Source organism: Campylobacter suis (assembly GCF_905120475.1).
Classification (GTDB): Bacteria; Campylobacterota; Campylobacteria; order Campylobacterales; family Campylobacteraceae; genus Campylobacter_A; species Campylobacter_A suis.
This window is the reverse complement of the sequence record NZ_CAJHOE010000001.1, coordinates 881,864-894,242: the sequence shown is the minus strand read 5'-3', so window position 1 is coordinate 894,242 and position 12,379 is coordinate 881,864. Positions and strand designations below refer to the sequence as shown.

Genomic DNA, 12,379 nt, shown 5'->3' with positions numbered 1-12,379 from the left:
TGTTTTGTTTTTACTATTGCTGGTCGGTGTGCTTGGCGTATATCTATACAAATTTGCAAATGCGCACCAAACGGTCATAGCTTATGCTCAGCCAGAGGCGCTAGATAATGCAACTATCCAGTCAGCTAGTACAAATGATGGCTGGATCTCTCAGCTTGCAAACATAACAAAGCAGGACTTTTCACTTGCTGTAAATGAAATTTATATCGAATACAAGCGTCCGAACAAAAATGCTTCCCTAAAGACAGCTTTTGAGCTTTTTGTCGATAAAAACGATATTTACTCTATGTTTTGCCTAACTCAAACTCTAAAAAATACAAATGTAAATTTCACTATCGTCAAAGATGGTGTAAAGAGTAAAATTTTTCTAAATACACAAGACTCTGAAGTGTTGCAGCGCATCATTTTGGAACTTAAAACTTACGACATACACTCAAGCGTAACGGAGGTAAAAATATGAAAACGATCATAGTTTGCGATGCGATCCACGAGGCTGGATTTAAGCTTTTAAATAAAGAAAACGACCTAAAAATCATCGATGCGGTTTCAACGCCAAAAGATAAGCTGCTCGAAATTTTAGGCGAAGCTGATGTGGCTATCACTCGTAGCTCGACCGATGTGGATGAGAAATTTTTAAATGCGGCAAAAAAGCTAAAAGCTGTGGTTAGGGCAGGAGTAGGCGTTGATAATGTCGATATAGACGGCTGTTCTCGAAGAGGCATCATTGCTATGAATGTCCCGACCGCAAACACTATCGCAGCCGTAGAGCTTACCATGGCACATATGTTGGCTGCTGCTAGGGCTTTTCCTTACGCTCACAACGATCTAAAAATAGACAGAATTTGGAAGCGCGAAAAGTGGTATGGAGTTGAGCTTTTTAATAAAAATTTAGGCGTTATCGGCTTTGGTAATATCGGCTCTCGCGTCGCTGCTAGAGCCAAGGCTTTTGGCATGAATATCATCGCCTATGATCCATATATCGATCCATCAAAAGTTATTGATATGGGTGGCACATATACGACAAATTTTGATGATATTTTAGCTTGTGACTTTATTACAATTCATACTCCAAAAACAAAAGAGACAACAAATATTATCGGAGCAGAGGAAATTTCAAAAATGAAAGACGGCGTGCGTCTTATAAATGTCGCTCGTGGCGGACTTTACAACGAAGAGGCTCTTTATGAGGGGTTAAAAAGTAAGAAAATAGCTTTTGCGGGTATAGATGTTTTTAGTAAAGAGCCAGCCACAAGCCATCCATTGCTTGACTTGCCAAATGTAAGCGTGACACCACATCTTGGGGCAAATACCCTTGAAAGCCAGCGCAACATCGCCGTAGAAGCAGCCGAACAAGCCATAAGTGCTGCTCGTGGTATAAGCTATCCAAATGCATTAAATTTGCCTATAAAAACAGAAGATCTACCTCCTTTTGTCGAGCCTTACATAGAGCTAGTGAGCAAAATGGCTTTTCTTGGTGCACAGATAAACAAAAAGGCCATCAAAGCTATACGCATAGAAGCTTTTGGCGCGATTAGTGAGTACGCAAATTCTATGCTTACATTTGCGCTTGTTGGTGCCCTTAAAGAGAGTTTGGGTGATGGTATAAACTATGTAAATGCTAAATTTTTATGTGATGAAAAAGGTATTGCAACTGATGTTAGTGTCGGTGGTGAGAGTATATTTAAAAACAAAATAACCGTTCGCATAACGACAGAAAGTGATCTTGTGAGTATTAGCGGTACGGTCTTTGGTGAAAATCAACCTCGTATCGTAAATATCAACGGTTTTAAAACTGACTTTAAGCCAAAAGGCAAAATGATAATATTTAAAAATAACGATGTGCCAGGCGTTATCGCAAGTATAAGCTCACTTCTTGCAGCTGAGAATATTAACATCGCAGACTTCCGCTTGGGTCGAGGCGATCATGGCATGGCGCTTGCAGTTATCCTTGTAGATGAGCATATCAGCAAAGAGGTGCTTGCTAAACTAAACGCCCTTGAAGCTTGCGTCTGGGTAAGCTACGTAGTGGTATAATTACAACACGAGTGTATAATTTTATAAATACTAAAGTTATACACTCGTAAAATTTATTGCAAAAGATGGTTAAATTTTTATAAAACGGACATATAATGCTTTTTAGCTCATATGAATTTATATTTTTATTTCTACCAATTACTTTTTTTGTATATTTTTATCTAAATAAAAAAAGACTTACCGAGCTTTCAAAGCTATTTTTAGTAGCTTCGTCTTTGTTTTTTTACTCGTTTTGGAATGTCATTTTTTGCGTGCGGATACAACATTTTTCGCTCAGCTTATAGCTGGACCAATCGTTCATCATAAGCAGATGATGCCACAATTTGCAAGTCTAAAAAACAAGCTGATAAACTATAAAAATATAGCCACTGGACTTTTTATATTCTCTATCGGACTTTTTAAAAAGGTGGTTATAGCAGATAGTTTTGCTGTATGGGCTACGAATGGTTTTGATGTTGCTGCTAGTTTAAATTTCTTTGAAGCTTGGGCTACTAGCCTTAGCTATACTTTTCAGCTTTATTTTGATTTTAGTGGCTATTGTGATATGGCGATAGGTGTTGCACTTATGCTAAATATCCGCCTTCCGATAAATTTTAACTCTCCTTATAGATCCCTTGATATCCAAGAGTTTTGGCGTAGATGGCATATAACACTTGGTAAGTTTTTAAAAGATTATGTCTATATCCCGCTTGGTGGCAATCGCCAAGGAAAAGCGCGAACCTATATAAATTTAATGGCTACCTTTATTATAGGTGGCATATGGCACGGTGCTGGCTGGACATTTGTATTTTGGGGATTTTTACATGGATTAGCACTTGTGGTGCATAGGGTTTGGAGTGGGCTTGGCTTTAAGCTTAATAAAATCATAGCTTGGATACTCACTTTTAACTTTGTAAATTTTGCTTGGATATTTTTTAGGGCAAAAGAGTGGGATGATGCGATAAAGGTCATAAAAGGTATGCTTGGGATGAGTGGCGGGATAATACTTAACTCAAGACTTGCCGAAAAAGTTGGCTTTTTAAGAGAGTGGGGAGTGCAATTTGATGTTTGGAATCCACATTTGGTTGTTGATAGCAATGGCACATTGACTGGTTTTTTAATTGCGAGTTTTATTGTAGTTTTAGTATTTAAAAGCTGTGAGTATTGGTTGCAAAAATTTAGAGCTAATTGTAAAACACTATTTGTAAGTTTTGTTTTTTATGTATGGGCTATTTTAAATTTAACAAAGCATTCAGAGTTTTTGTATTTTAATTTTTAGGTGTAGTGATGACAAGTTTAAGGTGGATAAAAATTTTACTTACTTCATTGATGGGTATTTTTTTGGTTGTTATATCTTTTAACTACATAGTGGATCCCTATGGCTTATATAATGTAAATGTTTTTAAGGATAAGCCAAAAGCTGATACTAAGTCAAGACTTTCCACGCCGCTTCGTGTTAAGAAAATTAAACCAGCTTCCGTGATACTTGGAAGTTCAAGGGTTTATTACGCTTATAATACAAAGCATCAAATTTTTATAAAGCCAGCCTTAAATACTTCGTTTAGCGGTGGTAATATACATGAGGCAATGAAAATTTTAGATTATTCTATAAAACAAGGCAATTTAAAAAGAGCAGTACTTATGCTAGATTGGGAGATGTTTTTTCCAGAAGTTGCAAATACGGCACCAGATTTTGATGAATATTTTAATGACCCAAATATATATAAATATTTACTTACAGTTCAAACTTTTCGAGCCAGTGTTGATACTATAAGAAAACAAAATAATCCCATTGAAATTAATTCGCTATTTAAAAAAAGTAATATCAATATAGATGCTGATGAAAATATATTGTCTGTGCCGGATTCGGATAAAGATGGTAATTATAATCACATAAAAATAACTCATAAAACAGAGCAAAGATCATATATTAAAAATTTAGCAAACTATATTTATAGGGATTTGATGTATAGCTCTTTAGATGATTTTGAGGCTATTCTTAAAATGAGTTATGAAAATAATGTTGAGCTATTTTTAGGCATTGGTCCGTCGCATATCAGGCTATGGGAGGCACTTGACTATAGGCGTGGATATGACAAATGGCTTAATTGGAAAAAAGACATTGTTGGTATAACAGAAAAAGTTGCACGCGAGCTAAACAAACAGCCATTTGAAATCATAGATTTTGCTATCTATCACGAAATTACATCAGAGGAATTTCCGCAAGATCCAAAAATTGCAATGCAGTATTATAAAGAGTCTAGTCACTATACGACAAAACTGGCAAACATCGTGCTTGATAGGCTTTTGGGTATCAATGGTTACGAAGATTTTGGCGTTGTAATAAATAACTCAAATATCGATAGCCATCTTGAAAAATTAAAACAAGATAGGGCTAAATATATAGATACAAAAGCTTATAGGCTAGAAGTTTTTGGCGAAAAGTAAAATTTTGCATTTTAAAAGGCAATTTTTTATATAATCTTTGCAAAAATTTAAAGGCAAAATTTTGCAAAGATACCCAACTAAGCAGATTAAAATCAGAGATGTGAAAATAGGAGGCGACGCACCCATATCCGTGCAGTCGATGACTTTTACAAAGACAAAAGATGTAAAAGGCACGTTAGAGCAGATAAATAGGCTCTATTTTGCGGGGTGCGATATCGTGCGATGTGCCGTGTTTGACAAAGAGGATACCTCCGCACTTAAAGAGGTTGTAAAAGATAGTCCGCTTCCAGTTGTTGCTGATATTCATTTTAATCACAACTACGCTCTAATCGTAAGTGAGTTTGTTGATGCCATACGCATAAACCCCGGCAACATAGGCTCACCAAAGCACATAAAAGCCGTCGTTGATGCGTGCAAACAAAGAAATTTACCTATACGAATTGGCGTAAATTCAGGCTCACTTGAGAAGCAGTTTGAGGAAAAATACGGTCGCACGACAAAGGCGATGGTTGAGAGCGCACTTTATAACATCAAACTACTTGAGGATTTTGACTTTACCGACATTAAAATTTCACTAAAATCAAGCGATGTTGAGCGAACTATGCAAGCTTACAGAGAGCTTCGTCCGTTAGTTCATTATCCGTTTCACTTGGGTGTGACTGAGGCCGGGACTACATTTCATGCGACGATAAAGTCAGCCATAGCACTTGGAGGGCTTTTGATGGAGGGCATCGGTGATACGATGAGGGTTAGCATAACTGGTGAGCTTGAGGAGGAGATAAAGGTTGCAAAGGCGATCTTAAAAGATAGTGGCCGCCAAAAAGAGGGGCTAAATATCATCTCATGCCCTACCTGTGGGCGTTTGCAAGCTGATCTGATGGCTGCTGTAAAGCTAGTAGAGGAGCGAACAAAGCACATAAAAGAGCCGTTAAATGTAAGCGTGATGGGCTGTGTGGTAAATGCTATTGGCGAGGCAAAGGGTGCTGATGTGGCGATAGCGTTTGGGCGAGGCGACGGGCTTATAATGCGTCACGGCGAAGTGGTGGCAAAGCTAAAAGAGGCCGAGCTTGTGGAGCGATTTTTAGCCGAGATAGATGATGAGATAAAATCAAGAGCGTAACTATAAAGTTGTCTTAAAAAATAAAAAAGATGAAATTTTAGTAAAAAAGACTTTAAATTTTAACGCAAAATTTTAAAATAAGGAAAAAAATGGCAAAAGCCAAATTTGAAAATATCGATATGCACAACCTTTATGACCTTGATATGGAGCGTGCCATCTTAAGCTCTGTGCTTATAAACAATGATGTTTTGGGAGAAATTTTTGATATTATCCGTGCAGATGACTTTTATTTAAAGGGTCATGCTGATATTTTTGCTGCGATGATTGAGTGTTTAAACGCTGATCAGCCAATGGCTGTGGCATTTTTGAAAAATAAATTAGGAGATAAATTTGATGATAATTTGATGTCAGAGATATATGGCACAAGCCCTATCATTGACATCGAAAAGTATGCCGCTGAACTTAAGGAAAAGTCGATAAAAAGAGGCATAGTAAAGGTTGCACAGTCTATGCCAGCCACCGTAAATGAAGATAAGCCAAGCCGTGATATGGTTGATGAGATAAGTGCAAAAATTTACTCATTAGTTGATGGAGAAAAAAAGGGTGTGATCAAACAAAGTCCACAAATCGTTGAGGATCTTATAGAGTATCTAAAAAAGCAAGCCGAACTTGAAGGGCAAGCAGTTGTTGGACTTAGTACGGGTTTTCGCAGTCTAAACGAAAAGACAAATGGTTTTAAGCGTGGCGATCTAGTCATTGTCGCAGCTCGCCCAGGTATGGGTAAAACCACGCTTTGCTTAAATTTTATAAATCAAGTCCTAAAAGAGAACTTGGGTGTTGTCTTTTTCTCGCTTGAGATGCCTGCTGAGCAGATCATGATGCGTATGCTTTCTGCTAAGACATCTATCCCGCTGCAAAATATCATTAGCGCAAACATGAGCGACGAGGAGCTTTCAAGGCTAAATTCTGCCTGCGAGGAGATGGCTAGCAAGAAGCTTTTTGTACATGATAGCGGATATGTAAATATCCATCAAGTTCGCACACAGATGCGAAAACTAAAAGCGGCACATCCTGAAATTTCACTTTGTGTGATTGATTATATCGGTCTTATGATGAGCACAAGTAACTTTAATGAACGACATCTGCAGATAGCTGAAATTTCGCGTGGATTAAAGCTTTTGGCAAGAGAGCTTGACATGCCTATCATAGCGCTCTCTCAGTTAAACAGAGGTCTTGAAAATAGGGCAAACAAGCGGCCTATGTTAAGTGACTTGCGCGAGTCAGGTGCGATAGAACAAGATGCGGATATGATACTTTTTGTTTATCGTGAAGAAGTTTACCGAGAGCAGGAAGAGCGCGAAAAAGAGCAGCAAGCAAAGGCTGATGGCAAGGAGTATAAGAGCAGTTTTGAGCGTAACAAAATTGAGGAGAAAGCAGAGATTATCATTGGCAAGAACCGAAACGGCGAGCCAGGGCATGTTGATGTGGTCTTTCAGTCAAGATTCACTCGGTTTGTAGATCCTGTTAGTCAGCCTGTGGCTGAGGTTGCATTTCAAGGATAGTGAAGCTTTTTTATACTTGGAGTGAGCGCGGCTGGTGCTATTTTATCTTGCTTGTGATTTTTGGTGTAAATTTAGCCTACGAGCTTACAAGATACCATGAGTTTATGAGTGAGAGTGAGCGTGAAATTTTAGCAAAAGTAGTGCATGTTAGCGAGCGCGAGAAAAATGGCTTTAGGTATACAGTCCTAAGACTAGAGTATGAAAAATTTATTATTTTTACCACTTCAAGATCTTTAAAATTTAAACAAAATGATGAGATAAGCACCACCATCCATACGCTAGATATCAGTTTTGCTGACTTTTTACGACAAAGATTTTTTGCACCCACAAGCAACTTAAAATTTATTAAAAATGAAGAAGATAAGAGCTTGAGGGCTAAAATTTTAGCAAATATCGCCGCACAACACAAAAGTATCAAAATCACAGAGCTTTACTGCGCACTTTTTATGGCGGCACCCATTTCGCAAGAACTTCGTGATGATATAATTAGGCTTGGAGTTGGTCACCTAGTTGCTATCAGTGGCTATCATTTGGGTATTATAATGGCATTTTTCTTCGTGCTTTTGGCGCCTATTTTTAGTTTTGTTTATGCCAAAATTTGTCCGTGGCGAAACTATAAATTTGACATTTTCTTACTTGCTTTTTGTTTTTGCACTATCTATTTTTTGCTTATAGGTTTTGTTCCTAGTTTTCTTCGTGCGTTTTTTATGGCTATTTTTGGCTTTTTTCTTTTGGTTAGAGGTGTGAGAGTTGTTGATTATGAGATGTTGTTGTTATGTGTTTGCGTGTTAGTTGCGGTGTTTTTGGGGTTACTTTTTAATATCGGCTTTTATCTTTCTGTAGCCGGCGTCTTTTATAAATTTTTGTATTGTAGATATTTTGGTGATAAATTTGGGCTTTTAGCACACTCCTTTTGACTAAATTTATATCTTTTTTGTGCTATGCAAGTATGCGTGCTTTACTTTTTTCAGGTACTTGCACCTACTCAAGCTTTAGTTATACCTGTAAGTTATATTTTTAGTATTTTTTATCCAGTAAGTTTTATCCTGCATGTTTTTGGTTTTGGTGGTTTATTTGATATTTGGATTGAAAAATTTTTAAATTTAACCGCTACCACAAGCCAGATAAAGATAGAATTCTGGCAGTTTTTGCTTTATAATGTTATAAGTTTATTGGCTATAAAGTCAAGGGTGTTAATGATTTTTGCAGGAATGATTGGAGCTTTTGTTTTTGTTATTTTTCAAATTTAGACGGGCAAAAGCCCGCCTTTTATCTCTCTTCGTCTAGTAAATTTTCATAGTGTGCGTCATAGTTGTTGATATGAGAGCTATCAAGTTTATAAAAAACCGTATCTATGTCGCGCACTCTGGTATAAAATGGCAGCTGATAGTACTCAACTTCACCAGTTTGAAACTCTTTTATAACCTTAAAGCTTTGACAATCAGCAAATACACTGCGTCCATCCATGGCGATAAATATAAGTCCAGCCGCGCTTTGTGAGCACATCTTTCTAAAGTCATCACGGCTCGGGTTTGGCTTGTATTCATAGCTTAGATAAGCGCCGACGATGTCTGGGTGGATAAATGTAGTTCCCCTAAACGCACTTGTAACTTCATCATAAATTTCTTTATTTGGCACGATGATGACTGAGCGATGATAAAGGTAGTTTAGTATGACTGTATCGTTTGTTTGTGGTGCTACGCCAGGTATAGGAAGGGCTCTTTGCTCCAGTGTGTCAAACACTTCAAAGCGAATTTTTGCGAAACCACCACCTTTTGATATGACACTTGTGCGAGCTATAATAGAGCTTGTGTTTTGGCTAAAAGTATGCACTACAACGCCACTAGAACCAACAACTATATCAGGACTATCTATAATGGTTGCAACATCGTTTTCGTCTATGCTAATGATGGGCGTTTTATACTCACGCATTGAAAAATCTAGTGAAAAAGCAAGGCTTGAAAAAAGTGCAAGAAGCAAGAAAATTCTTTTCAAATTTATCTCCTGTGAAATTTTTGCTCAGATTATAGCCTAAAAAAGCTTTATTTTTTGCAAAACCAAAGTATTATTTTTGATATAAAAAGTATTAGTTTAACTTGATATATAAAAATATAAGTAATTTTTTTGTAAAATACCGCATAAAATTTTCAAAAAGGCTGCTGATGCTTCGAATTTTGCTGGTTTTTTCGATATTATTTATCAATTTATATGCGTTAAAACCAAGTGTTAGCGAAGAAAGCTGGGAAAGTGGCGTATCTTTACTGCGTTTTTTTGAAAAAAACTCCATCCCAGTTTCACTTTTTTACTCACTCCCGCAAGAGGATAAAGAGCTAGCCGCTGAGATTGTGGCAGGTACTAAATACCAGATACTACACAGAAAAAATGGCGAAGTTTCACAAATTTTAATACCCGTAAGTGATGAGCTTCAAATTCACATTTTTAGGGATAGCGAGGATATATTTAGGCTTGAGTTCGTGCCAATAGCTTATCAAAGCGAGGATAGGGTAGATGTTGTAGAGATAACTCGTTCAGTAACTCAAGATATACATGAAAGTACTGGCTCTATCGGGCTTGCCTTTGCTTTTAGGGATGCTTTTAAGAGCGAAAAAAAGATAAATTTTAATAAGGTACAAAAAGGTGATAAGGCTGTTATAGTTTATTCGCAAAAGATACGCATGGGTCGAGTTTTTGGTACTCCTGAGATACATTCAGCATCGTTTGAGACTGGCAATAAAAGTTATAAAGTTTATAAATATGAGAATAAATTTTATGATAAAAATGGCAAGCAAAGCGATAAATTTTTCTTAACCAGACCCATCTCAAATGCTCGTATCACATCTGGTTTTACGCTAAAACGCTATCATCCTGTATTAAGACGCTATAGGGCACATCTTGGAGTTGATTACGGTGCTCCGCGTGGTACACCTATACGCTCGGCTGGAGATGGAGTTGTAAAATTTGTTGGCAATAAAAACGGCTACGGTAAGACTTTAATCATCTCTCACGCAGGTGGCTACGAGACACTTTATGCTCATTTAAATGGTTTTGCAAAGGGAATTTCTGTTGGTAAAAAGGTAAAGCAGGGTACGCATGTAGCTTTTGTTGGTAGTTCGGGTATGAGCACGGGTCCTCATTTGCATTTTGGTCTTTATATAAATAATAAGCCCATAAACCCTGAAAGCATGCTAAAAGTTGTAAAACCAGCTATGGATAAGAAAGAGACTGCGGTATTTAAAGGTATAGTTGATAAAAACAATGCTTTGATAAAAAAAGCCCTTGATAGTGGCAAGATCTTGCAAAAGGCGGAAACTTTTCCAGATGTAGTTAAGGTCGAATTTTAAGGATAAAAATGGTCGAATTAAACGAAGCAAAAGAGCTTATACAAACGCACATCGAGGATGAGGATCAGGCTATTTTGACCCCTTATGAGCTAGCTCAGCATCTAAAAACTGTTAAAGCGCATGATGAGGAGCTATTTGCCGACTATCTAGCTCGTCTTGATCCAGAAAGTCTTGGCGATGTGGCGATAGAACTTCCTGAGCATATGCTAAAGGATGTCATCGAAACTGTGCCTAGCGAAAAGATGGTTCAAGCACTAGAAGAGCTAGAAAGTGACGATGCTACCGAGCTTTTAAAATATATTGAAGATATTGATGAAGAGAAGGCTAAAGAGCTTTTTGATAGTCTTGATGAAGATGATCAAAGCGAAATTTTGCGCCTTAGAAGCTACGATGATGATGAAGCTGGCGCATATATGCAAACGGAGCTTTTTTGGGCTACGGGAGATGAGATTACTGGTGATGCGGTGGCTAGGCTTAGAGAGCTTAAGAGTGAAGGTGAACTTGAAAATGTCTCCCAGCTTTTTATCATAGATAAGGATAAAATTTTAAAATTTGCCGTTGCTCTTGAAGAGCTTATACTGTTTGACTTTACAAAAAGTCTTGATGAAAATATCCAAAAATATGACGACATCGATAAATTTAAGCCACACACGGCATTTGACAGCGACTATATACAAGATGTTGTAGGTGTTGTTGAGGATTATGACTTAAATGTTATACCAGTTATTGACAGCAAAGGTGTCTTGCTTGGTCGTATCACAGCAGATGATATCCATGACTTTATCCAAGAGAGTGCTACTGAGCAGATGTATAACTTGGCTGGTGTTAGTGATGAGGCAGAAGAGGAAGATACTCTTGTAAAGGCTGGTAAGGCAAGGGCATTTTGGTTGCTGATAAATTTAGGCACAGCTATCATTAGTTCGTTTATTGTTGGGCTTTTTGATGAGGCGATAGCAAGCTATGTGGCGCTCGCTATATTAATGCCAATAGTCGCATCCATGGGTGGAAATACTGGAACACAGGCTCTTGCGGTTACTGTGCGCCGTATAAGCCTTGGAGAGATAGAATTTAAAGACGCAAAACATGTTTTAAAGCGAGAAGTAAGTATATCGCTTACAAATGGCATTATCTTTGGTATTGTTATGGGTCTAGTTGCTTGGGCTTGGTTTGGAGCTTGGCTTCTTGGTGGGGTTATTGCCTTAAGTATGCTTATAAATTTATGTTTGGCTGGTTTTTTTGGTACCATCATACCACTTACACTAAAACGCCTTGACATCGATCCTGCTGTGGGCTCTTCTGTGGTGCTTACAACCTTTACTGATAGTATTGGATTTTTTTGTTTTTTAGGACTTGCTAAATGGATACTACTATAACTGACCTTGAAATTTTACCCCTTGATAATCCAAAATTTCTAAAACCATTTTTAATGCGCTTTAAGCAAAATGGCATAAAGCGTAGCTGGGAGTGTGCAAAAGCTATGAATAGTGTTTCTACGCTGCTTTACCACACCCAAAAAGATGCGTTTTTGTTTGTTAAACAGTTTCGCCCAGCAGTTTGGCTGGCTCAGCAAGATGAAGGGTTAAAATTTAATGAAAATGGCTATACCTACGAGCTTTGCGCAGGGTTAAAAGATAAGGGCTTGAGTGATGAGCGCACGGCTTATGAGGAGGTTATCGAAGAGTGTGGGTACGCACCAAAGCACATTGAGCGTATAACCACAACTTATGGTGGCTTTGGCTTTAGCGGGCACATGCAAACGATGTTTTATGCAAGTATAGATGAGAGTATGCGAGTAGGTGAGGGCGGCGGTGTTGATGATGAGAGTATTGAGCTTATCTTTGTGCCTAGGCAAAATATGCGGGAGTTTATCTTTGATGAGAGTAAACCAAAGGGCTTTGGGTTGCTTTTTGCATATTTTTGGTGGAACGATAAATTTAGCCCGATTGATTAAAATT

11 protein-coding genes and 1 pseudogene are annotated in these 12,379 nt (G+C 37.8%); 11 read left to right on the top strand and 1 reads right to left on the bottom strand.

The annotated features are described in order from the left end of the window. The first annotated feature begins 4 nt into the window (after positions 1–4). The 8 genes and pseudogenes from LQV35_RS04665 to LQV35_RS04630 all read left to right on the top strand — a co-directional run bounded on the left by LQV35_RS04665 (position 5) and on the right by LQV35_RS04630 (position 8,333). A complete protein-coding gene (locus LQV35_RS04665) occupies positions 5–460 on the top strand; it encodes a hypothetical protein (RefSeq protein ID WP_230056685.1) in 456 nt (151 codons plus the stop codon). Beyond that, positions 457–2,034, top strand: coding sequence for a phosphoglycerate dehydrogenase (gene serA, locus LQV35_RS04660; RefSeq protein WP_230056684.1), 1,578 nt, complete (start codon positions 457–459; stop codon positions 2,032–2,034). The genes LQV35_RS04665 and serA overlap by 4 nt, the downstream gene beginning before the upstream one ends. 95 nt (positions 2,035–2,129) lie before the next feature. After that, positions 2,130–3,292: pseudogene (locus LQV35_RS04655) on the top strand (MBOAT family O-acyltransferase). An 8-nt stretch (positions 3,293–3,300) separates the two neighbouring features. Further along, positions 3,301–4,461, top strand: coding sequence for a hypothetical protein (locus LQV35_RS04650; RefSeq protein ID WP_230056683.1), 1,161 nt, complete (start codon positions 3,301–3,303; stop codon positions 4,459–4,461). Between the two features lie 61 nt (positions 4,462–4,522). Continuing rightward, a complete protein-coding gene (gene ispG / locus LQV35_RS04645) occupies positions 4,523–5,581 on the top strand; it encodes a flavodoxin-dependent (E)-4-hydroxy-3-methylbut-2-enyl-diphosphate synthase (RefSeq protein WP_230056682.1) in 1,059 nt (352 codons plus the stop codon). Between the two features lie 89 nt (positions 5,582–5,670). Further along, positions 5,671–7,083: a replicative DNA helicase gene (locus LQV35_RS04640; RefSeq protein WP_230056681.1), complete on the top strand. Its 1,413-nt coding sequence runs from the start codon at positions 5,671–5,673 to the stop codon at positions 7,081–7,083. Continuing rightward, positions 7,083–8,000 (top strand): ComEC/Rec2 family competence protein, encoded by a 918-nt coding sequence (locus tag LQV35_RS04635; protein WP_230056680.1) that lies wholly within the window; start codon positions 7,083–7,085, stop codon positions 7,998–8,000. Before LQV35_RS04640 ends, LQV35_RS04635 begins: the two co-directional genes overlap by 1 nt. A 36-nt stretch (positions 8,001–8,036) precedes the next feature. Next, positions 8,037–8,333: a hypothetical protein gene (locus tag LQV35_RS04630; RefSeq protein WP_230056679.1), complete on the top strand. Its 297-nt coding sequence runs from the start codon at positions 8,037–8,039 to the stop codon at positions 8,331–8,333. 19 nt (positions 8,334–8,352) lie between these two features. On the opposite strand, the gene LQV35_RS04625 is transcribed toward LQV35_RS04630, so the two are convergent. Further along, on the bottom strand, positions 8,353–9,078 hold the full coding sequence (locus LQV35_RS04625; RefSeq protein ID WP_230056678.1) for a plasminogen-binding N-terminal domain-containing protein: 726 nt from the start codon (positions 9,076–9,078) through the stop codon (positions 8,353–8,355). A 167-nt stretch (positions 9,079–9,245) separates the two neighbouring features. Here LQV35_RS04625 and LQV35_RS04620 point away from each other — a divergent pair, with 167 nt between their 5' ends. From LQV35_RS04620 to LQV35_RS04610, 3 genes are read left to right on the top strand one after another with little or no spacing between them, the layout of a single operon-like run. Beyond that, entirely contained in the window at positions 9,246–10,424 is a 1,179-nt protein-coding gene (locus LQV35_RS04620; RefSeq protein ID WP_230056677.1) for a peptidoglycan DD-metalloendopeptidase family protein, read from the top strand. An 8-nt stretch (positions 10,425–10,432) separates the two neighbouring features. Further along, positions 10,433–11,797, top strand: a complete 1,365-nt coding sequence (mgtE, locus tag LQV35_RS04615; RefSeq protein ID WP_230056676.1) for a magnesium transporter — start codon at positions 10,433–10,435, stop codon at positions 11,795–11,797. Then, entirely contained in the window at positions 11,782–12,375 is a 594-nt protein-coding gene (locus tag LQV35_RS04610; RefSeq protein ID WP_230056675.1) for an NUDIX hydrolase, read from the top strand. The genes mgtE and LQV35_RS04610 overlap by 16 nt, the downstream gene beginning before the upstream one ends. Positions 12,376–12,379 lie beyond the last annotated feature (4 nt).

Coding starts and splice junctions, on each gene's coding strand:
- serA (WP_230056684.1), top strand. CDS start 457: ATGAAAACGATCATAGTTTGCGATGCGATCCACGAGGCTGGATTTAAG.
- LQV35_RS04650 (WP_230056683.1), top strand. CDS start 3,301: ATGACAAGTTTAAGGTGGATAAAAATTTTACTTACTTCATTGATGGGT.
- LQV35_RS04640 (WP_230056681.1), top strand. CDS start 5,671: ATGGCAAAAGCCAAATTTGAAAATATCGATATGCACAACCTTTATGAC.
- LQV35_RS04620 (WP_230056677.1), top strand. CDS start 9,246: ATGCTTCGAATTTTGCTGGTTTTTTCGATATTATTTATCAATTTATAT.
- mgtE (WP_230056676.1), top strand. CDS start 10,433: ATGGTCGAATTAAACGAAGCAAAAGAGCTTATACAAACGCACATCGAG.
- LQV35_RS04610 (WP_230056675.1), top strand. CDS start 11,782: ATGGATACTACTATAACTGACCTTGAAATTTTACCCCTTGATAATCCA.